22 protein-coding genes are annotated in these 19,577 nt (G+C 62.8%); all 22 read left to right on the plus strand.

Translation table 11 applies throughout. The annotated features are described in order from the left end of the window. Nucleotides 1–54 precede the first annotated feature (54 nt). Complete coding sequence (gene rpoC / locus H0S73_RS10565) at nucleotides 55–4,230, plus strand: DNA-directed RNA polymerase subunit beta' (protein WP_181052132.1); 4,176 nt, start codon at nucleotides 55–57, stop codon at nucleotides 4,228–4,230. A gap of 214 nt (nucleotides 4,231–4,444) precedes the next feature. Continuing rightward, the gene (locus H0S73_RS26085) at nucleotides 4,445–7,510 is read left to right on the plus strand and encodes a hypothetical protein (protein ID WP_181052133.1); all 3,066 of its coding nucleotides are present in this window, start codon (nucleotides 4,445–4,447) and stop codon (nucleotides 7,508–7,510) included. Nucleotides 7,511–7,979: 469 nt separating this feature from the next. Further along, nucleotides 7,980–8,351, plus strand: a complete 372-nt coding sequence (rpsL, locus tag H0S73_RS10575) for a 30S ribosomal protein S12 (RefSeq protein WP_009764294.1) — start codon at nucleotides 7,980–7,982, stop codon at nucleotides 8,349–8,351. A 27-nt stretch (nucleotides 8,352–8,378) separates the two neighbouring features. After that, on the plus strand, nucleotides 8,379–8,849 hold the full coding sequence (rpsG, locus tag H0S73_RS10580; RefSeq protein ID WP_036358330.1) for a 30S ribosomal protein S7: 471 nt from the start codon (nucleotides 8,379–8,381) through the stop codon (nucleotides 8,847–8,849). Between the two features lie 19 nt (nucleotides 8,850–8,868). Beyond that, on the plus strand, nucleotides 8,869–10,944 hold the full coding sequence (gene fusA, locus H0S73_RS10585) for an elongation factor G (protein ID WP_181052134.1): 2,076 nt from the start codon (nucleotides 8,869–8,871) through the stop codon (nucleotides 10,942–10,944). A 45-nt stretch (nucleotides 10,945–10,989) separates the two neighbouring features. Then, nucleotides 10,990–12,180: an elongation factor Tu gene (gene tuf / locus H0S73_RS10590; protein ID WP_181052123.1), complete on the plus strand. Its 1,191-nt coding sequence runs from the start codon at nucleotides 10,990–10,992 to the stop codon at nucleotides 12,178–12,180. Between the two features lie 66 nt (nucleotides 12,181–12,246). Continuing rightward, nucleotides 12,247–12,555 carry a 30S ribosomal protein S10 gene (gene rpsJ, locus H0S73_RS10595; RefSeq protein ID WP_009764298.1) on the plus strand — a complete coding sequence of 103 codons (309 nt, stop codon included), beginning with the start codon at nucleotides 12,247–12,249 and terminating at the stop codon, nucleotides 12,553–12,555. Between the two features lie 47 nt (nucleotides 12,556–12,602). Then, nucleotides 12,603–13,331, plus strand: coding sequence for a 50S ribosomal protein L3 (gene rplC / locus H0S73_RS10600; protein ID WP_181052135.1), 729 nt, complete (start codon nucleotides 12,603–12,605; stop codon nucleotides 13,329–13,331). Beyond that, complete coding sequence (gene rplD / locus H0S73_RS10605) at nucleotides 13,331–13,951, plus strand: 50S ribosomal protein L4 (RefSeq protein WP_181052136.1); 621 nt, start codon at nucleotides 13,331–13,333, stop codon at nucleotides 13,949–13,951. The genes rplC and rplD overlap by 1 nt, the downstream gene beginning before the upstream one ends. Beyond that, on the plus strand, nucleotides 13,948–14,244 hold the full coding sequence (locus tag H0S73_RS10610) for a 50S ribosomal protein L23 (RefSeq protein ID WP_009764301.1): 297 nt from the start codon (nucleotides 13,948–13,950) through the stop codon (nucleotides 14,242–14,244). The genes rplD and H0S73_RS10610 overlap by 4 nt, the downstream gene beginning before the upstream one ends. Before the next feature lie 20 nt (nucleotides 14,245–14,264). Then, complete coding sequence (gene rplB / locus H0S73_RS10615) at nucleotides 14,265–15,101, plus strand: 50S ribosomal protein L2 (RefSeq protein WP_181052137.1); 837 nt, start codon at nucleotides 14,265–14,267, stop codon at nucleotides 15,099–15,101. 15 nt (nucleotides 15,102–15,116) lie between these two features. Then, the gene (gene rpsS / locus H0S73_RS10620; protein WP_009764303.1) at nucleotides 15,117–15,395 is read left to right on the plus strand and encodes a 30S ribosomal protein S19; all 279 of its coding nucleotides are present in this window, start codon (nucleotides 15,117–15,119) and stop codon (nucleotides 15,393–15,395) included. Between the two features lies 1 nt (nucleotide 15,396). Next, nucleotides 15,397–15,777 carry a 50S ribosomal protein L22 gene (gene rplV, locus H0S73_RS10625; protein WP_009764304.1) on the plus strand — a complete coding sequence of 127 codons (381 nt, stop codon included), beginning with the start codon at nucleotides 15,397–15,399 and terminating at the stop codon, nucleotides 15,775–15,777. 11 nt (nucleotides 15,778–15,788) lie between these two features. Further along, entirely contained in the window at nucleotides 15,789–16,493 is a 705-nt protein-coding gene (gene rpsC, locus H0S73_RS10630) for a 30S ribosomal protein S3 (protein WP_009764305.1), read from the plus strand. A gap of 24 nt (nucleotides 16,494–16,517) precedes the next feature. Next, nucleotides 16,518–16,931: a 50S ribosomal protein L16 gene (rplP, locus tag H0S73_RS10635; RefSeq protein WP_009764306.1), complete on the plus strand. Its 414-nt coding sequence runs from the start codon at nucleotides 16,518–16,520 to the stop codon at nucleotides 16,929–16,931. 11 nt (nucleotides 16,932–16,942) lie between these two features. After that, on the plus strand, nucleotides 16,943–17,155 hold the full coding sequence (rpmC, locus tag H0S73_RS10640) for a 50S ribosomal protein L29 (RefSeq protein ID WP_036358360.1): 213 nt from the start codon (nucleotides 16,943–16,945) through the stop codon (nucleotides 17,153–17,155). Nucleotides 17,156–17,167: 12 nt separating this feature from the next. Beyond that, a complete protein-coding gene (gene rpsQ, locus H0S73_RS10645; protein ID WP_009764308.1) occupies nucleotides 17,168–17,407 on the plus strand; it encodes a 30S ribosomal protein S17 in 240 nt (79 codons plus the stop codon). 162 nt (nucleotides 17,408–17,569) lie between these two features. Continuing rightward, nucleotides 17,570–17,938: a 50S ribosomal protein L14 gene (rplN, locus tag H0S73_RS10650; protein ID WP_009764309.1), complete on the plus strand. Its 369-nt coding sequence runs from the start codon at nucleotides 17,570–17,572 to the stop codon at nucleotides 17,936–17,938. Beyond that, entirely contained in the window at nucleotides 17,938–18,255 is a 318-nt protein-coding gene (gene rplX / locus H0S73_RS10655; RefSeq protein WP_009764310.1) for a 50S ribosomal protein L24, read from the plus strand. The genes rplN and rplX overlap by 1 nt, the downstream gene beginning before the upstream one ends. Beyond that, nucleotides 18,248–18,814, plus strand: a complete 567-nt coding sequence (gene rplE, locus H0S73_RS10660) for a 50S ribosomal protein L5 (RefSeq protein WP_114947416.1) — start codon at nucleotides 18,248–18,250, stop codon at nucleotides 18,812–18,814. The genes rplX and rplE overlap by 8 nt, the downstream gene beginning before the upstream one ends. 39 nt (nucleotides 18,815–18,853) lie before the next feature. Next, on the plus strand, nucleotides 18,854–19,159 hold the full coding sequence (rpsN, locus tag H0S73_RS10665; RefSeq protein WP_036358373.1) for a 30S ribosomal protein S14: 306 nt from the start codon (nucleotides 18,854–18,856) through the stop codon (nucleotides 19,157–19,159). 14 nt (nucleotides 19,160–19,173) lie between these two features. Then, entirely contained in the window at nucleotides 19,174–19,569 is a 396-nt protein-coding gene (gene rpsH / locus H0S73_RS10670) for a 30S ribosomal protein S8 (RefSeq protein ID WP_009764313.1), read from the plus strand. Nucleotides 19,570–19,577 lie beyond the last annotated feature (8 nt).

Genomic DNA, 19,577 nt, shown 5'->3' on the forward strand with positions numbered 1-19,577 from the left:
TGCAATTGCCGGTGAGGGTGCTTATGTCAGCGCCCTTCAGCCCAGGAGACGGCGATGAATCAAGAGGTCATGAATCTCTTCAACCAGACGGCCCAGCCGCAGAGCTTCGATCAGATCAAGATCTCGATCGCGAGCCCTGAGAAGATTCTGTCCTGGTCCTACGGCGAGATCAAGAAGCCGGAGACCATCAACTACCGTACGTTCAAGCCCGAGCGCGACGGCTTGTTCTGCGCGCGCATCTTCGGTCCCATCAAGGACTACGAGTGCCTGTGCGGCAAGTACAAGCGCATGAAGTACAAGGGCGTCATCTGCGAGAAGTGCGGCGTCGAGGTGACGCTGGCCCGCGTCCGTCGCGACCGCATGGGCCACATCTCTCTGGCTGCGCCCGTCGCCCACATCTGGTTCCTGAAGTCCCTGCCGAGCCGCATCGGTCTGCTGCTCGACATGACCCTGAAGGATCTGGAGCGCATCCTCTACTTCGAATCCTACATCGTCGTCGATGCGGGCCTGACGCCTATGAAGGACCGTCAGCTCCTCACCGAGGAGGAGTACATCCGCGCTCAGGACGAGTACGGTGAGGATTCCTTCACGGCCATGATCGGCGCGGAAGCGATCCGCCGCATCCTGCAGGAACTCGACCTCGAGAAGACCGCGCAGGAGATCCGCGAGGAAATCGCCGTCACCACGTCCGAGCTGAAGCCCAAGAAGCTCATGAAGCGCCTCAAGATCATCGAGGCCTTCGTTCAGTCGGGCAACAAGCCGGAATGGATGATCCTGACCGAGGTTCCGGTGATCCCGCCGGATCTGCGTCCGCTCGTGCCGCTGGACGGCGGCCGCTTCGCGACCTCGGACCTGAACGATCTTTACCGTCGCGTCATCAACCGCAACAACCGCCTGAAGCGCCTGATGGAGCTGCGTGCGCCGGACATCATCGTCCGTAACGAAAAGCGCATGCTTCAAGAGGCCGTCGACGCGTTGTTCGACAACGGCCGCCGCGGCCGCGTCATCACGGGCGCCAACAAGCGTCCGCTGAAGTCGCTCGCCGACATGCTGAAGGGCAAGCAGGGCCGTTTCCGCCAGAACCTGCTCGGCAAGCGCGTCGACTACTCGGGCCGTTCGGTCATCGTGGTCGGTCCGGAGCTCAAGCTGCACCAGTGCGGCCTGCCGAAGAAGATGGCGCTCGAGCTGTTCAAGCCGTTCATCTACGCCAAGCTCGACGCGCGCGGCCTGTCCGCCACCGTCAAGCAGGCGAAGAAGCTCGTCGAGAAGGAGAAGCCGGAAGTCTGGGATATCCTGGACGAGGTCATTCGCGAGCATCCCGTGCTTCTGAACCGCGCTCCGACGCTCCACCGCCTCGGCATCCAGGCCTTCGAGCCCACCCTGATCGAGGGCAAGGCGATCCAGCTGCACCCGCTCGTCTGCGCCGCGTTCAACGCTGACTTCGACGGCGACCAGATGGCAGTCCACGTGCCGCTCTCGCTCGAGGCTCAGCTTGAAGCCCGCGTGCTGATGATGTCCACGAACAACATCCTGCACCCGGCCAACGGTCAGCCGATCATCGTGCCGTCGCAGGATATCGTTCTTGGCCTCTACTATCTCTCCATCGTCTCCGACGGTCAGCCCGGCCAGGGCAAGGCCTTCGCCGACATGGGCGAGATCGAGCATGCCCTGAACGAGAAGGTCATCACGCTCCACACGAAGATCCGCTATCGCTGGGAGGGCCTGGGCGAGGACGGTCAGCCGGTGTCGAAGATCGTCGACACCACGGCCGGCCGCGTCATGCTCTCGCGCCTCCTGCCGAAGCACCCGATGCTCCCCTTCGACGTCGTGAACAAGCTCATGACGAAGAAGGAGATCTCCAACATGATCGATGCCGTGTACCGGCACTGCGGTCAGAAGGAATCGGTGATCTTCTGCGATCGCATCATGGGCCTCGGGTTCTACAACGCGTTCCGCGCCGGCATTTCGTTCGGCAAGGACGACATGGTGATCCCGGAGAACAAGTGGTCGATCGTCGAGGAGACCCGTGCCCTCGCGAAGGACTACGAGCAGCAGTACCAGGACGGCCTCATCACCCAGGGCGAGAAGTACAACAAGGTTGTCGACGCCTGGGCGAAGTGCTCCGACCGTCTTGCCGCCGAGATGATGAACCGCATCTCGACGGTCCAGAAGGACGACCAGGGTCGCGACAAGCCGGTCAACTCGATCTACATGATGTCCCACTCGGGCGCTCGTGGTTCGCCGGCCCAGATGAAGCAGCTCGCGGCGATGCGCGGCCTCATGGCCAAGCCGTCGGGCGAGATCATCGAGACGCCGATCATCTCGAACTTCAAGGAAGGCCTCGACGTTCTCGAGTACTTCAACTCGACCCACGGCGCCCGTAAGGGCCTGGCCGACACCGCGCTCAAGACGGCGAACTCGGGTTACCTGACCCGTCGTCTCGTCGACGTGGCGCAGGACGCGGTCATCCGTGAGCCGGATTGCGGCACCGAGAAGGGCATCAAGATGCGGGCCATCATCGACGCCGGCCAGGTGGTCGCGTCGCTGGCTTCCCGCATCCTCGGCCGCTCCACGGCGGAGGACCTGGTCGCCCAGGACGGCACCGTCATCGTTCCGAAGGGCACGATGATCGAGGAGCATCATCTCGAGGCCATCGGCGCCGCCGGTATCCAGGAGGTGAAGATCCGCTCCGTGCTGGTCTGCGAGTCGAAGAACGGCGTCTGCGCGACCTGCTACGGCCGCGACCTGGCCCGGGGTACCCCGGTCAACCACGGCGAGGCTGTCGGCGTCATCGCGGCGCAGTCCATCGGCGAGCCGGGCACGCAGCTCACCATGCGTACCTTCCACATCGGCGGCGCTGCCCAGATCGCTGACTCGTCCTTCATCGAGTCCAGCTTCGAAGGCAAGATCGGCTTCCGCAACAAGAACATTGCGCGCAACTCCGACGGCGACCTCGTCGTCATGGGCCGCAACGTGGCAGTCGTCATCATCGGCCATGACGGCACCGAGCGGGCGGTTCACCGCCTGCAGTATGGCTCGCGCCTGAAGGTGGACGAGGGCGACACGATCAAGCGCGGCCAGCGTATCGCCGAGTGGGACCCGTATTCCCGTCCGATCCTCACCGAGATCGATGGTACGGTGGGCTACGAGGACCTGGTCGACGGCGCATCGATGATCGAGTCGATGGACGAGTCGACCGGCATCGCCAAGCGTGTTGTCATCGACTGGCGCGGTTCGCCGCGTACGGCGGACCTGCGTCCGGCGGTGGTCATCCAGGGCGCCGGCGGCAAGGTGGCCAAGGTCGCCCGTGGCGGCGATGCCCGCTACCTGCTGCCCGTGGACGCGATCCTCGCGGCCGATCCGGGCTCCAAGGTCAAGGCCGGCGACATCCTCGCCCGCGTCTCGACCGAGAGCGCCAAGACCCGCGACATCACGGGCGGTCTGCCGCGCGTGGCGGAGCTGTTCGAGGCCCGTCGTCCGAAGGACGCGGCCATCATTGCGGAGAAGTCCGGCACGATCCAGTTCGGCCGCGATTACAAGAGCAAGCGTCGCCTGACGCTGAACCCGCACGATGGCTCGGAGCCGGTGGAGTACCTGATCCCGAAGGGCAAGCACATCCACCTGCAGGACGGCGACGTGGTCGAAGTGGGCGACTTCATCGTGGACGGCAACCCGGCCCCGCACGACATCCTTGCGATCAAGGGCGTCGAGGAGCTGGCCGCCTACCTGGTGAACGAGATCCAGGAGGTCTACCGCCTCCAGGGCGTGCTCATCAACGACAAGCACATCGAGGTGATCGTTCGCCAGATGCTGCAGAAGGTCGAGGTCACCGAGGGCGGCGATTCCGAGCTGCTCACCGGCGAGCAGGTCGATCGCCTCGAGTTCGAGGAGATCAACGAGCGTCTCGTGGCCGAGAAGAAGAAGCCCGCCGAAGGCGTGCCGGTTCTGCTCGGTATCACCAAGGCCTCGCTGCAGACCCGCTCCTTCATCTCGGCGGCGTCCTTCCAGGAGACCACCCGCGTCCTCACCGAGGCGGCGGTCAACGGCAAGGTCGATACCCTCGAGGGCCTCAAGGAGAACGTCATCGTCGGCAGCCTCATCCCGGCCGGCACGGGTGCGCTCACCGCTCAGGTCAAGGCCGTCGCGACCCATCGCGACGAGCTGATCCTGCAGCAGAAGCGCTCCGAGTCCCAGGCTCAGGTCAGCGAGCTGCCCCCGGCGGCCGAATAAGCTGCCAGACATCAGAAAATTGGAAAGGCCGCCTTCGGGCGGCCTTTTCGTTTGCAGCATACATCAGGCGGTCCTCCGGGCTCTCCCGGGCGATGCGCTGCTCTGACGATCGATCTGACGCTCCGACGGCGGGTTTCCCGAACTTTAATGAGATGTTATCTCGTTAAAAACATGGGCCGCTCCCGGTTCGGCTCATGCCCAGGAGATCAGCCCGATGGCACAGACAATCATCAGAGTGGGCGTTGAAGCCCGCGTCAACACCACCGTCATCGGCGAGCAATTTGCCCCGAGAGTCACCGGCTTGGCCAACGGAGGGTGGGTTGTGACCTGGTGGGGGAACGGTACCCAGGCCGGAAACGCCGACGGGACCGGCGTCTTCCAGCAGGTCTATGACCCGGCGGGTAATCCGGTTGGCGGCGAGCTTCGCGTCAACACCACGACCGCACAATCTCAGGCCGAGCCCGCCGTCACGGCGCTCCCGAATGGCGATTGGGTCGTTACCTGGGGCGGCCATGGTGCGGCGGACACAAGCGGTCTCAGTCAGATCTACCAGCAGGTTTACGGCCTGCGGGACAACGCCGTCGCGGCGATAGGCACTGAAACCCCTGTGACGGCCAATGGCGGCTTGCGTGCCGCCACGACGGCCCTGGGCGGCGTCAACACAGGCAAATGGATCGTGACCTGGGATGGAGGCGATCCGCAGGGAACAGGGGTCTTCCTGCAGGCCTTCGCCGCGTCCGGACAGGAAAGCGGGGCCGAAATCAGGATCAACACCACCACGTGGGGCAATCAGCAGAAATCGAGCGTAACCGCGTTGGCGAATGGTGGCTGGGTCGTTACCTGGAATGGCGCGGGCGAGCAGAGCGGCCAAGACGATTTCGACGGCGTTTATCAGCAGATTTACAACGCCCTAGGCCAGCCTGTCGGAGGCGAGATCCGCGTCAATACCACGGTCGAGGGTTATCAAGGCGATCCGGATGTCGTCGCCCTCGCGGATGGACGTTGGGTGGTGGCTTGGCGGGGGAAGGGGACCCAGGCGAACAACGCCGATGACGGCGGTGTTTTCATCCAGGTCTTCGATCAATCCGGCAATCGGTCAGGCGGAGAGCTGCTCGTGAACTCGAACACGGATGGCAGCCGCAGTTCCGTGAGCGTCACGGCCCTGGCCGACGGGGGATGGGTCGTCACCTGGAAGGCCGACGGCGTGTGGGGAAACAGCTACGCCGACGCCGGTCTTTTCCAGCAGGTTTACAACAGCAACGGGCAACGCGTCGGTGGCGAAGTCCGCATAAGCTCCGCGTCCTCCGTGAGCGCGCCTGACGTCACGGCACTGGCGGATGGGAGCTGGATCGTCACATGGGAGGGAAACGACGATACGGGCAGCCGAGGAATCTTCCAGCAGCATTATGCACTCAACGCGGGAGCAGGCCACGATCCGACGGCGGTCAAGGTGGATGGCCTGACCACGCTGACAATCGCCGAAAACGGGAATCCTGGTCGCGACATTGGAGTCCTGTCCGTCGACGATGTGGATCTCATGGAGGGTTACTCATACAGCCTCGTCGAACAGGATGGCTCTTCGGATACCCAATCACCTTTCACGATCGAGCCGTCGGGCGCAGGGTACAAGCTGCGGCTCAAGCCGAACGCGAGTCTTGACCGGGAGGCCTATCAGGCGGGGCAATTCACCATCCGGATCAAGGCCGACGATACCGGCGGCGGCAGCTTTATCCAGGTCCTGACCGTTAATGTGACGAACGAGATCGAGGCGCCCAGCGCCATTCAGGTGGGCGGCCGTACCATGGTCGAGGTCATGGAGAACGGGATTTCTCCCGACCTAGGCGCGATCTCACAGGTCGGAGGTGATGCCGGGGTCTATTCCTATACCCTGGAGCGTCTCGACCCGAACTCGTCCGACCCCAACGAATTCTTCGAGATCGTCGGCGGACGACTCAGGCAGAAAGCCGGGCTGGATCGCGAGGCCCACAGCGACGGCATCTTCGCCTTCAGGGTCAAAGGCCAGATACCGACAATTCCGGGAACGGCATACGCACAGGTGATCGAGGCCCGTATCGGAAACATTGCCGAGGGGCCGGAGAGGATCAGGGTCAATAACCAAACCCATCTGAGCGTCCCCGAGACTCTTCCAGCTGGAGGGATCATCGGTACATTGAGTGCCGTCGACCCGGAAGGGGACGCAATCGTTCGCTTCCAGCTCATCTCGGACAGCCCTTTCGTCGAGGTCTTCCGCGACCCCGCCGACAACGCCTGGAAGCTCAGGCTCAAGGTGGGCATCGATTTCGAAACCATGGGTCAGCGTACGCATGTGATCAAGATCACGGCCACGGACAGCACCGGCATGGCCTCCGCCAGCCAGGACATCGCCCTCTCGGTATCGGATGTGGAAGACAGCCCGACCGACATCATCCTGACCAACAACAGGGTGGATGAGCTGGCGCAGAACGGGACCGTTGTCGGTACGCTCACGGTCACGGAAGACTTCGTTCTGACCTATGCCGGCGAGGATGAACGCTTCGTGATCGCGGGTGACCGGGTCATCGTCAAGAACGGCTACAAGCTCGACTATGAGCAGGCCCGTTCCCATGACTTCGTAGTCCATGTTACCGGGCCTGGCGGGATCACCTTCGACAAGACCCTGGTGATCAATGTCGACGACGTGAATCCGGAATACACGGCAGGCTCGGCTGCAAACGACGTCTTCCATGGAGGGGCACTCGCCGATGCGCTTTCCGGGAATCAGGGCGACGATCGATTGTTCGGGGGCGCGGGCAACGACGTCCTCAAGGGTGACGGGGGGAGCGACATTCTGTCGGGCGGCGCGGGCAAGGACACGCTCTACGGAGGTAAATGGAGCAAGTCCGACCAGAACAGGGACGCGTTCCTGTTCGACTTCAAAGTGACCAAGGGGAACTACAAGAGCCACGTGGACAAGGTGAAGGACTTCCAGGCAAAGTATGACGCGTTCTACTTCGAGGATCTCGCCTTCACCAACAAGACCATCGTCAAGTACCTGAAGGACAAGGGGGCCTCGCTCGATAAGCCCGTCAAGATCAAGAGCGGCTGGTTCGCCCTTGGCGAGGCTAAGCAAGCAGATGACTTTTTCATTGCCAGGAAGGTGAATGCCAAGACCTACAAGCTCTCCTTCGATGCCGACGGCGCCGGCACGAAGCAGAAGGCTCTGGAGATCGCCACCGTGACCTTCGACCCGAACAAGAAGACGGGCGGTGAGATCAGCTATAAGGATTTCTTCATGGTTTAGCCTCAAACTGTGATATTGGGCAAAAGGAAGGTTCCTGTCCGCTGCCGTTATAGGACGTGCCTCCTAGCCGATGACCATGCGGCAGGTATTCCGGGACAAGACGGGGCGGTCATGGCGCCTAAGCTTCGGCCGCCTCTATGAAAAAGAGTTGACTTTCCCCGACTCGGGCGCTAGAGAAACCGGACTTTCCGGCTGGCCGTAGGTTTTCGCCAGTCGAAGCGCCTAGCTTCGACCGATGCCACCTAAACGCTGCCGAACTCAACCTTGACTGACACTTGTCAGATTTAGGGCACGACCGCGGTGCAAGATATCGTGGTCCTCTGCAATCGTACCGCGCCAGGGGCTTACCCAAGTCAATGGCGTGGCTTCGTTTTGTGTACCTGAAAAGGTCCGCACGGCGAAGTGCAGCGTCAACCGTTGAAGACACTTGAAGGCCACCGGGTCGGTGGCTGGTGAAAGAGGGCACAGGATGCCAACGATCTCTCAGCTGATCCGCAAGCCGCGGACGGCGCAAAAGAGCCGGAACAAGGTTCCCGCGCTTGAGGCCTGCCCGCAGAAGCGCGGCGTGTGCACGCGCGTTTATACGACGACCCCGAAGAAGCCGAACTCGGCTCTCCGTAAGGTCGCCAAGGTTCGTCTGACGAACGGGTTCGAAGTCATCGGGTACATCCCGGGTGAGGGCCACAACCTTCAGGAGCACTCCGTGGTCATGATCCGCGGCGGTCGCGTGAAGGACCTTCCGGGTGTCCGCTATCACATCCTCCGCGGTGTTCTCGACACCCAGGGCGTGAAGAATCGTAAGCAGCGTCGTTCGAAGTACGGCGCGAAGCGGCCGAAGTAAGCCGTCAACTGTCATTGAGGTCAGTTCATGTCCCGCCGCCACAGCGCCGAAAAGCGTGAGATCATCCCGGATCCGAAGTTCGGGGATATCGTCGTCACCAAGTTCATGAATTCCATCATGTACGACGGCAAGAAGTCCGCTGCCGAGAGCATCGTATACGGTGCCTTCGACAGCATCGAGAGCCGCGCCAAGGCGAACCCCCTCGAGGTGTTCAAGCAGGCTCTCGACAACGTCGCTCCGGCGATCGAGGTCCGGTCCCGCCGCGTCGGCGGTGCGACCTACCAGGTTCCGGTCGAGGTTCGCGCCGAGCGCCGTCAGGCCCTGGCGATCCGCTGGATCATCCAGGCAGCCCGCGGCCGCAACGACAAGACCATGGTCGAGCGTCTCTCCGCCGAGCTGCTCGATGCCTCCAACAACCGCGGCAACGCCGTGAAAAAGCGCGAAGACACCCACCGTATGGCGGAAGCCAACCGTGCGTTCTCGCATTACCGCTGGTAACGGCCTGAGGAGCTGAGCGATGCCCCGCACGCACGCGATTGAGGACTACCGCAATTTCGGCATCATGGCCCACATCGATGCCGGCAAGACCACCACGACCGAGCGCATCCTGTACTACACCGGTAAGTCCCACAAGATCGGTGAAGTGCACGAGGGTGCCGCCACCATGGACTGGATGGAGCAGGAGCAGGAGCGTGGCATCACGATCACGTCCGCTGCCACCACCTGCTTCTGGAACGGCAAGCGCCTGAACATCATCGACACCCCCGGCCACGTCGACTTCACCATCGAAGTCGAGCGTTCGCTGCGCGTGCTCGATGGCGCCGTCTGCGTTCTCGACGGCAACCAGGGCGTGGAGCCCCAGACGGAAACCGTGTGGCGCCAGGCCGACAAGTATGACGTTCCCCGCGTCGTGTTCGTCAACAAGATGGACAAGACCGGCGCGAACTTCTTCAGCTGCGTCGACGACATCGTGAAGCGCGTTGCCGGCAAGCCTGTCTGCCTTCAGATTCCGATCGGCGCCGAGAGCGACTTCAAGGGCATGGTCGATCTGATCAAGATGAAGGCCTATGTCTGGGAGAGCGACGCGCTCGGCGCGAAGTTCGACGAGGTCGAGATCCCGGCCGACCTGAAGGATCAGGCTGCCGAATATCGCGCCAAGCTCGTCGAGGCTGCCGTCGAGATGGACGACGACGCGCTGGCCGCCTACCTCGACGGTCAGGAGCCCGATGAGACGACCCTGCGTCGTCTGGTCCGCACGGCTGTGCAGCGCCGCGCGTTCCATCCGGTGCTCTGCGGCTCCGCGTTCAAGAACAAGGGCGTTCAGCCCCTGCTCGACGCGGTCGTGGACTTCCTGCCGTCCCCGGCAGACCGTGAGGCTATCCAGGGCATCGACTTCAAGACCGAAGAGCCGACGACCCGTAAGCCGACCGACGAGGAAGGCTTCTCCATGCTCGCCTTCAAGATCATGGACGATCCCTTCGTGGGCACGATCACCTTCTGCCGCGTCTATTCTGGCAAGGTGAACGCCGGCGACACGCTGCTCAACTCGTCTCGCGACAAGAAGGAGCGCGTTGGCCGCATGCTGCTCATGCATGCGAACAACCGTGAGGACATCAAGGAGGCCTATGCCGGTGACATCGTCGCCCTGGCCGGCCTCAAGGAAGTCCGCACCGGCGATACGCTCTGCGACCCGAACAAGGCCGTGATCCTCGAGCGGATGGAGTTCCCTGAGCCCGTCATCGAGATCGCGATCGAGCCGAAGTCGAAGGCCGACCAGGAAAAGCTGGGCCTGGCTCTCTCGAAGCTGGCTGCCGAGGACCCGTCCTTCCGCGTCTCCACCGACCAGGAGTCGGGTCAGACGATCCTGAAGGGCATGGGCGAGCTTCACCTCGACATCAAGGTCGACATTCTCCGTCGTACCTACAAGGTCGATGCGAATATCGGTGCTCCGCAGGTGGCCTATCGTGAGACGATCACGAAGAAGGCCGAGGTGGACTACACCCACAAGAAGCAGACCGGCGGTACCGGCCAGTTCGCTCGCGTGAAGATCGTCGTTCAGCCGAACGAGCAGGGCGCAGGCTTCGCCTTCGAGTCGAAAATCGTCGGCGGTGCTGTTCCGAAGGAATACATCCCGGGCGTTGAAAAGGGCCTCCAGTCGGTTGTGGGCGCTGGCGTCGTTGCCGGCTTCCCCGTGGTCGACCTCAAGGTCGAGCTCATCGACGGTGCCTTCCACGAAGTCGACTCGTCGGCCCTGGCCTTCGAAATCGCTTCTCGCGCCGCTCTCCGTGAGGCCCTCCAGAAGGGCGGATCGGTTCTGCTCGAGCCGGTGATGAAGGTCGAAGTCACGACCCCCGAGGACTACACGGGTTCGGTCATCGGCGACCTGAACTCCCGTCGTGGCCAGATCCAGGGTCAGGACATGCGCGGCAATGCCGTGGTCATCAATGCGATGGTCCCGCTCGCCAACATGTTCGGCTACGTCAACACCCTGCGCGGCATGAGCCAGGGACGTGCGAGCTACACCATGCAGTTCGACCACTACGAGCAGGTGCCGTCGAACGTGGCTGCCGAGGTTCAGGCGAAATACGCCTGAACCCACTAAGCGACTATTTGGAAGATCAAAGGAACGGGTGCCACGATGGCGAAGGAAAAGTTTGAGCGGACTAAGCCGCACTGCAACATTGGGACGATTGGTCACGTGGACCATGGCAAGACGTCTCTGACGGCGGCGATCACGAAGGTTCTGGCGGAGTCGGGCGGCGCGACGTTCACGGCATACGACCAGATCGACAAGGCGCCGGAAGAGAAGGCGCGCGGCATCACGATCTCGACGGCGCACGTGGAGTACGAGACCACGAACCGGCACTATGCCCACGTGGACTGCCCCGGCCACGCCGACTACGTGAAGAACATGATCACGGGCGCGGCGCAGATGGACGGCGCGATCCTGGTGGTGTCGTCGGCCGACGGCCCGATGCCGCAGACGCGCGAGCACATCCTGCTGGCCCGCCAGGTGGGCGTGCCGGCCCTGGTGGTGTTCATGAACAAGGTCGACATGGTCGACGATCCGGAGCTTCTGGATCTGGTCGAGCTGGAGGTGCGCGAGCTTCTGTCGAAGTACGACTTCCCCGGCGACGACATTCCGATCGTGAAGGGCTCGGCCCTGTGCGCCCTGGAAGACCGCCAGCCTGAGATCGGCCGCGACCGGGTGCTCGAGCTGATGGCCGAGGTCGACCGCTACATCCCGCAGCCGGAGCGTCCGGTGGACCAGCCGTTCCTGATGCCGATCGAGGACGTGTTCTCGATCTCGGGCCGCGGCACGGTGGTGACGGGCCGCGTCGAGCGCGGCATCATCAAGGTCGGCGAGGAAGTGGAGATCGTGGGTCTGCGCGACACGCAGAAGACGACGGTCACCGGGGTCGAGATGTTCCGCAAGCTGCTCGACCAGGGCCAGGCGGGCGACAACGTGGGCGTTCTCTTGCGCGGCACGAAGCGCGAGGACGTGGAGCGCGGCCAGGTGCTGTGCAAGCCCGGCTCGATCAAGCCGCACACGAAGTTCAAGGCCGAGGCCTACATCCTGACGAAGGAAGAGGGTGGGCGTCACACGCCGTTCTTCGGCAACTACCGTCCGCAGTTCTACTTCCGCACGACGGACGTGACCGGCGTGGTGAAGCTGCCCGAGGGCACCGAGATGGTGATGCCGGGCGACAACATCACGATGGAAGTCGAGCTGATCGCGCCGATCGCCATGGAAGAGAAGCTGCGCTTCGCCATCCGTGAAGGCGGCCGCACCGTCGGTGCCGGCGTCGTCGCTTCCGTGATGGATTAATTGAGAGGATCAAAGGACAGCGGCCGGGTTTCGGCTCGGTCGCTTCCCTTGTTGAATGGATAAGCCATGAACGGTCAAAACATTCGTATTCGCCTTAAGGCGTTCGACCACAGGATCCTCGACGCTTCGACACGCGAAATCGTGTCGACCGCGAAGCGGACCGGCGCTCAGGTGCGCGGGCCCATCCCGCTGCCGACGCGCATCGAGCGCTTTACGGTGCTTCGCTCGCCGCACATCGACAAGAAGTCGCGCGAGCAGTTCGAGATGCGCACTCACAAGCGTGTTCTCGATATCGTGGACCCCACCCCGCAGACGGTTGACGCTCTGATGAAGCTCGATCTCGCTGCTGGTGTGGACGTGGAAATCAAGCTCTGAGCCTTCGGGTTTGGAGCCTTCGGTAGACACGCCGAGAGGATACGCACATGCGCTCAGGCGTCATTGCACAGAAAGTCGGGATGACCCGCATCTTCACGGATGCAGGCGAGCATGTCCCGGTCACGGTTCTGAAGGTCGACAGCTGCCAGGTCGTCGCCCACCGGACCAAGGAAAAGAACGGCTACACCGCGCTGCAGGTCGGCGTCGGCAAGGCCAAGGTGAAGAACGTTTCGAAGGCCGAGCGCGGCAGTTTTGCCGTCGCCCAGGTCGAGCCGAAGCGCAAGCTCGCGGAGTTCCGCGTCTCCGAGGATGCTGTCATCCCGGTCGGCGCCGAGATCACCGCCGATCACTTCGTTGCTGGTCAGTTCGTGGACGTCACGGGCATCACGACGGGTAAGGGCTTCGCCGGTGGTATGAAGCGCTGGAACTTCGGCGGTCTGCGCGCCTCGCACGGTGTGTCGATCTCCCACCGCTCGATCGGTTCGACCGGCGGCCGCCAGGATCCGGGCAAGACGTTCAAGAACAAGAAGATGCCGGGTCACCTGGGCGTCGAGCGCGTCACCACGCAGAACCTGCGTGTCGTGTCGACGGACGTCGAGCGCGGTCTGATCCTGGTCGAGGGCGCCGTTCCCGGCGTGGCCGGCGGCTGGATCTTCGTCCGCGACGCGGTGAAGCGCAAGCTGCCGAAGGAAGTGCCGATGCCCGGCTCCTTCCGCACGGCCAACGATGCTGCGCCGGCCGCCCCGGCTGATCAGGCCCAAGAGGAGAATGCGTGATGAAGCTTGATATCACCACGCTTGAAGGCGGCAACGCCGGTTCGGTCGACCTGAACGAGACCATCTTCGGTCTCGAGCCGCGCGCCGACCTGCTGGCCCGCTGCGTCCGCTGGCAGCTCGCAAAGCGCCAGGCCGGCACGCACGCCGTCAAGAATCGTTCGGACATCGACCGGACGACGAAGAAGGTCTACAAGCAGAAGGGCACCGGCAGCGCCCGTCACGGCGCCGCGAGCGCTCCCCAGTTCCGGGGCGGCGGTCGTGCCTTCGGCCCGCAGGTCCGCAGCCATGCTCACGACCTGCCCAAGAAGGTTCGCGCTCTCGCCCTGAAGCACGCGCTCTCGTCCAAGGCCAAGGACGCCTCGCTCGTCGTGATCGACGACGTGAAGCTCTCCGAGCCGAAGACGAAGGCTCTCGTCGAGCGCTTCGGCAAGCTCGGCCTCGGCAACGCCCTGATCATCGGCGGCGCTGAGATCGAGACGAACTTCCAGCGGGCTGCTCGCAACATCCCGAACATCGACGTCCTGCCGGTGCAGGGCATCAACGTCTATGACATCCTGCGTCGCGAGAAGCTCGTTCTCACGAAGTCGGCTGTCGATGCGCTGGAGGCGCGTTTCAAATGAGCCTGGACCCGCGCCATTACGATGTGATCGTAAGCCCGGTCATCACCGAGAAGGCCACGACCCTGTCCGAGCAGAACAAGGTCGTCTTCAAGGTGCGTCCGGATGCGACGAAGCCGCAGATCAAGGAAGCGGTGGAGAAGCTGTTCGATGTCAAGGTGAAGAGCGTCAACACGCTCGTCACCAAGGGCAAGGTGAAGATGTTCCGCGGCACCCGCGGCCAGCGGTCGGACGTGAAGAAGGCGGTCGTAACCCTCGTTGAGGGCCAGACCATCGACGTCACGACGGGCCTCTGATCGGTTGAGAGAGTGATCCGATGGCTTTGAAAACATTCAAACCGATCACCCCCGGCCTGCGCCAGCTGGTGATCGTCGACCGCAGCGAGCTCTACAAGGGCAAGCCGGTCAAGAAGCTGACGGAGGGCAAGAGCTCCTCCGGCGGCCGTAACAACCTGGGTCGCGTGACCGTCCGCTTCCGTGGCGGTGGTCACAAGCGCACCCTCCGTCTGGTCGACTTCAAGCGTCGCGCCCGTCTGGGCGATGCGGCGACCGTGGAGCGGATCGAGTACGATCCGAACCGCACCGCCTTCATCGCTCTGATCCGCTACGCCGACGGCGAGCAGTCCTACATCCTGGCCCCGCAGCGTCTGGCTGTCGGCGATCAGGTGTCGGCTGGCGAGCAGGTCGACATTAAGCCGGGCAACGCGATGCCGATCGGCAACATGCCGGTGGGAACGATCATCCACAATGTGGAGCTGAAGATCGGCAAGGGCGGCGCACTCGCCCGTTCCGCCGGCACTTACGCTCAGATCGTGGGTCGTGACCAGGGCTACGTGACGGTCCGCCTGAACTCCGGCGAGCAGCGCCTGGTCCATGGCCTCTGCTTCGCCAGCGTCGGCGCGGTGTCGAACCCGGACCACATGAACACCTCGATCGGTAAGGCTGGTCGTAACCGCTGGCTCGGCAAGCGTCCGCATAACCGCGGCGTCGCCATGAACCCGATCGACCACCCGCACGGTGGTGGTGAGGGTCGCACCTCCGGTGGTCGTCATCCGGTGTCCCCGTGGGGCGTACCGACCAAGGGCAAGAAAACCCGTTCGAACAAGCGGACCGACAAGTTCATCGTGTCGAGCCGTCACGCTCGGAAGAAGTAAGGATAGAGGCACGTCATGGCACGTTCGCTTTGGAAGGGCCCGTTCGTCGACGGCTACCTCCTCAAGAAGGCCGAGGCTGCCCGTTCCTCGGGCCGCAACGAGGTTATCAAGATCTGGAGCCGCCGCTCCACGATCCTCCCGCAGTTCGTGGGCCTCACTTTCGGGGTCTACAACGGTCAGAAGCACATTCCCGTCTCCGTGAACGAGGAAATGGTGGGTCACAAGTTCGGCGAGTTCTCGCCGACCCGCACTTTCCACGGCCACGCGGCGGACAAGAAGGCGAAGAGGAAGTAAGATGGGTAAGGCCGCGACTCCTCGCGCACTGAGCGACACCGAGGCTCAAGCCGTCGCTCGCATGCTGCGCGTCAGCCCCCAGAAGCTCAACCTTGTTGCGGCCCTTATCCGCGGCAAGAAGGTTTCTGCGGCTCTCGCCGATCTCGAGTTCTCCCGCAAGCGCATCGCGCGCGACGTGAAGAAGTGCCTCGAGAGCGCCATTGCCAACGCCGAGAACAACCACAACCTCGATGTGGACGATCTCGTCGTCAGCCAGGCCTATGTCGGCAAGGCGCTCGTCATGAAGCGCTTCCACGCCCGGGCCCGCGGCCGGGGCGCCCGTATCATGAAGCCGTTCTCGAACCTCACGATCGTGGTTCGGGAAGTTGCCGAACAGGCATAAAGGAGAACCAGATGGGTCAGAAAATCAACCCGATCGGTCTTCGGCTCGGCATCAACCGGACCTGGGACTCGCGCTGGTTCGCCGGCAAGGGCGAGTACGCCAAGCTGATGCATGAGGACATGGCGATCCGCGAAGCTCTCATGAAGCAGCTGAAGCAGGCCGCCGTTTCGAAGATCGTGATCGAACGCCCGCACAAGAAGTGCCGCGTCACCATCCACTCGGGTCGTCCGGGCGTGGTGATCGGCAAGAAGGGCGCCGACATCGAGAAGCTGCGCAAGCTGGTTTCGAAGATGACGGACGCCGACGTGGCGATCAACATCGTCGAAGTCCGCAAGCCGGAAGTCGACGCGACGCTGGTGGCCGATTCGATCGCTCAGCAGCTCGAGCGCCGTGTCGCTTTCCGCCGCGCCATGAAGCGCGCCGTTCAGTCGGCGATGCGTCTGGGCGCCGAGGGCATCCGTATCAACTGCTCGGGCCGTCTGGGTGGCGCTGAAATCGCCCGCCTGGAATGGTACCGCGAGGGCCGCGTTCCGCTGCACACCCTGCGTGCGGACGTGGATTATGGAACGTCCACGGCCTTCACGACCTATGGCACCTGCGGCATCAAGGTCTGGATCTTCAAGGGCGAAATCCTCGAGCACGATCCGATGGCCCAGGACAAGCGGATGAACGACGAAGGAGGCCGCTCCGGTGGCCGCCGCGAGCAAGCGGCGTAACCGAGAGGTCAGGAGAGGTTTGCCATGTTGCAACCGAAGAAAACCAAGTTCCGTAAGCAGTTCAAGGGCCGTATCTCCGGCACTGCGAAGGGCGGTACGGACCTCAACTTCGGCCAGTTCGGCCTGAAGGCGATGGAACCCGAGCGCGTCAACGCTCGTCAGATCGAGGCGGCTCGCCGCGCCATCACCCGCGCCATGAAGCGCGCGGGCCGGGTGTGGATCCGCATTTTCCCGGACGTGCCGGTGTCGACGAAGCCGACCGAAGTGCGTATGGGTAAGGGTAAGGGCGCTCCCGAATATTGGGCAGCCAAGGTTAAGCCTGGCCGCATCATGTTCGAGATCGACGGCGTGCCGGAGGATATCGCCCGCGAGGCGCTCCGTCTCGGCGCTGCCAAGCTCCCGATCAAGACGCGCTTCATCCAGCGCATTGCCGAGTAAAGGAGGGGATCATGAAGTCTAAGCAGAGAGCCTCCGACCTCAACGCGATGTCGAAGGACCAGCTGTCTGACGAGTTGCTGAACCTGAAGAAGGAGCAGTTCAACCTCCGCTTTCAGCGTGCGACCGGCCAGCTCGAAAACACCGGACGCGTCCGTGAGGTCCGCCGGGACATCGCCCGCGTCAAGACGCTGCAGCGCCAGAAGGCCGCTGCGGCTAAGGCTTAAGAGGAAATCAAGATGCCGAAGCGCGTTTTGCAGGGCGTCGTTGTCAGCGATAAGCAGGACAAGACGGTCGTCGTGAAGGTGGAGCGTCGTTTCACGCACCCGGTTCTGAAGAAGACCGTGCGTAAGACGAAGAACTACCACGCTCATGACGAGAACAACACTGCCAAGGTGGGCGACACGGTCTTCATCGAAGAGACCAAGCCGTTCTCCAAACTCAAGACCTGGGTGCTCGTCAACGAAGCGAAGGCCTAAAGCTTTCGTTTTGGGGTTGTCTAACGGGGGCGGTTCGTGTATACGGCCGCCTCTCTCGACATTTGAAGGGCAGGGGACGTCAGATCCCCGTCAGGCGTAGTCCGGGGGGCAATCCTGCCTTGGCCCGGAAACCTGTCTGAAACAAAGGAAAGGATCAAAGCCATGATCCAGATGCAGACGAATCTTGACGTCGCCGACAATTCCGGCGCCCGTCGCGTGATGTGCATCAAGGTTCTCGGCGGTTCGAAGCGTAAGTACGCTTCCGTGGGCGATATCATCGTCGTATCCGTGAAAGAAGCTATCCCGCGCGGCCGCGTGAAGAAGGGCGACGTCATGAAGGCGGTCGTCGTGCGCACCGCCAAGGACATCCGCCGCGCTGACGGCTCGGTCATCCGTTTCGACCGCAATGCCGCCGTTCTGATCAACAATCAGAAAGAGCCGGTCGGCACCCGTATCTTCGGCCCCGTTCCGCGTGAACTGCGTGCCAAGAACCACATGAAAATCATTTCGCTTGCGCCGGAGGTGCTCTAATGGCCGCGAAGATCAAGAAGGGCGACAAGGTCGTTGTCCTGACCGGTCGCGACAAGGGCAAGACCGGTGAAGTCGTGCAGGTGCTCCCGAAGGAAGAGCGCGCGGTCGTCCGTGGCGTGAACCTCGTGAAGCGCCACCAGCGCCAGACGGCAAACGCCGAGGGCGGCATCATCTCGAAAGAGGCTGCCATCCACTTGTCGAACCTGGCCTACGCGGACCCGAAGGACGGCAAGCCGACCCGGGTTGGTTTCAAAGTTCTCGAAGACGGCCGCAAGGTCCGTTTCGCCAAGCGTTCGGGAGACCTGATCGATGGCTAAGGCTCAGGTGGACGGCTACACGCCGCGGCTGAAGAAGCACTACGAGGAAGTGGTGCGTCCGAAGCTCATTGAAGAATTTGGCTACAAGAACCCCATGGAAGTCCCGACGATCGAGAAGATCGTCCTCAACATGGGCGTTGGCGAATCGACCGCCGACTCGAAGAAGGCTTCGGTCGCCGCTGCCGATCTCGCGCTCATCGCCGGCCAGAAGCCGGTGATCACGAAGGCCCGCAAGGCTATCTCGCAGTTCAAGGTCCGCGAGGGCATGCCGATCGGTGCCAAGGTTACGCTGCGCAAGGCTCGCATGTACGAGTTCCTTGACCGTCTCGTGACCGTCGCTCTTCCCCGCGTCCGCGACTTCCGGGGCCTCAACCCCAAGTCGTTCGACGGCCGCGGCAACTACGCAATGGGTATCAAGGAGCACCTGGTGTTCCCTGAGATCAATTACGACAGGGTCGAGCAGGTTTGGGGCATGGACGTCGTCATCACCACCACGGCGAAGACCGACGAAGAAGCCCGCGCCCTGCTGCGTCACTTCAACTTCCCGTTCCGGCAGTGAGGATAGCTGTCCTCAAACGCGGACACTGGAGATAAAAGCATGGCTAAGAAAAGCGCTATTGAGAAGAACAAGCATCGTCGTGAGCTGGTGAAGAAGTTCGCCGGTCGCCGCGAGCGCCTCCTGGCGGTCGCCAACGACGAGTCGAAGTCCATGGAGGAGCGCTTCGAGGCGCGCCTCAAGCTGGCTGAGCTGCCGCGCAACGCGAGCAAGACCCGGATCCGCAACCGCTGCGAGATCACGGGCCGCCCGCGCGCCTACTACCGCAAGCTCGGCATGTCGCGTATCGCTCTGCGCGAACTGGGCAACAAGGGCCTGATTCCGGGCCTCGTGAAGTCCAGCTGGTAAGGGGAGGGCATTATATGATCAACGATCCGTTGGGCGATATGCTCACCCGTATCCGTAACGCGCAGATGCGTCGTCGCGGGTCCGTCTCCACCCCCGGCTCGAAGCTTCGCGCCCGTGTCCTCGAGGTTCTGAAGAGCGAGGGCTACATCCGCGATTACTCGCAGACCGAGTTCGGCAACGGCCGGACCGAGTTCTCGATCGAGCTGAAGTACTATGACGGTCAGCCGGTGATCCGCTCGATCGAGCGCGTCTCCAAGCCCGGCCGCCGCGTGTATGCCTCCGTCGACACCATGCCCCGCGTGGCTGACGGCCTCGGCATCACCATCCTCTCCACGCCCCAGGGCGTGATGGCCGATCATGAGGCCCGTGAGAGGAACGTGGGCGGCGAAGTGCTCTGCAAGGTCTTCTAAGGCCAGGC

It is taken from the genome of Microvirga mediterraneensis (assembly GCF_013520865.1).
Lineage (GTDB): Bacteria > Pseudomonadota > Alphaproteobacteria > Rhizobiales > Beijerinckiaceae > Microvirga > Microvirga mediterraneensis.

Excerpts from the sequence above, each read along its gene's own strand:
- rpsL (WP_009764294.1), top strand. The coding sequence starts at position 7,980 with ATGCCAACGATCTCTCAGCTGATCCGCAAGCCGCGGACGGCGCAAAAG.
- rpsH (WP_009764313.1), top strand. The coding sequence starts at position 19,174 with ATGATCAACGATCCGTTGGGCGATATGCTCACCCGTATCCGTAACGCG.
- rplN (WP_009764309.1), top strand. The coding sequence starts at position 17,570 with ATGATCCAGATGCAGACGAATCTTGACGTCGCCGACAATTCCGGCGCC.
- H0S73_RS26085 (WP_181052133.1), top strand. The coding sequence starts at position 4,445 with ATGGCACAGACAATCATCAGAGTGGGCGTTGAAGCCCGCGTCAACACC.
- rpsQ (WP_009764308.1), top strand. The coding sequence starts at position 17,168 with ATGCCGAAGCGCGTTTTGCAGGGCGTCGTTGTCAGCGATAAGCAGGAC.
- rpsS (WP_009764303.1), top strand. The coding sequence starts at position 15,117 with ATGGCACGTTCGCTTTGGAAGGGCCCGTTCGTCGACGGCTACCTCCTC.
- rpsN (WP_036358373.1), top strand. The coding sequence starts at position 18,854 with ATGGCTAAGAAAAGCGCTATTGAGAAGAACAAGCATCGTCGTGAGCTG.
- H0S73_RS10610 (WP_009764301.1), top strand. The coding sequence starts at position 13,948 with ATGAGCCTGGACCCGCGCCATTACGATGTGATCGTAAGCCCGGTCATC.
- rplD (WP_181052136.1), top strand. The coding sequence starts at position 13,331 with ATGAAGCTTGATATCACCACGCTTGAAGGCGGCAACGCCGGTTCGGTC.
- rpoC (WP_181052132.1), top strand. The coding sequence starts at position 55 with ATGAATCAAGAGGTCATGAATCTCTTCAACCAGACGGCCCAGCCGCAG.
- rpmC (WP_036358360.1), top strand. The coding sequence starts at position 16,943 with ATGAAGTCTAAGCAGAGAGCCTCCGACCTCAACGCGATGTCGAAGGAC.
- rpsC (WP_009764305.1), top strand. The coding sequence starts at position 15,789 with ATGGGTCAGAAAATCAACCCGATCGGTCTTCGGCTCGGCATCAACCGG.
- rpsJ (WP_009764298.1), top strand. The coding sequence starts at position 12,247 with ATGAACGGTCAAAACATTCGTATTCGCCTTAAGGCGTTCGACCACAGG.
- tuf (WP_181052123.1), top strand. The coding sequence starts at position 10,990 with ATGGCGAAGGAAAAGTTTGAGCGGACTAAGCCGCACTGCAACATTGGG.
- fusA (WP_181052134.1), top strand. The coding sequence starts at position 8,869 with ATGCCCCGCACGCACGCGATTGAGGACTACCGCAATTTCGGCATCATG.
- rplV (WP_009764304.1), top strand. The coding sequence starts at position 15,397 with ATGGGTAAGGCCGCGACTCCTCGCGCACTGAGCGACACCGAGGCTCAA.
- rpsG (WP_036358330.1), top strand. The coding sequence starts at position 8,379 with ATGTCCCGCCGCCACAGCGCCGAAAAGCGTGAGATCATCCCGGATCCG.
- rplB (WP_181052137.1), top strand. The coding sequence starts at position 14,265 with ATGGCTTTGAAAACATTCAAACCGATCACCCCCGGCCTGCGCCAGCTG.
- rplE (WP_114947416.1), top strand. The coding sequence starts at position 18,248 with ATGGCTAAGGCTCAGGTGGACGGCTACACGCCGCGGCTGAAGAAGCAC.
- rplX (WP_009764310.1), top strand. The coding sequence starts at position 17,938 with ATGGCCGCGAAGATCAAGAAGGGCGACAAGGTCGTTGTCCTGACCGGT.
- rplC (WP_181052135.1), top strand. The coding sequence starts at position 12,603 with ATGCGCTCAGGCGTCATTGCACAGAAAGTCGGGATGACCCGCATCTTC.
- rplP (WP_009764306.1), top strand. The coding sequence starts at position 16,518 with ATGTTGCAACCGAAGAAAACCAAGTTCCGTAAGCAGTTCAAGGGCCGT.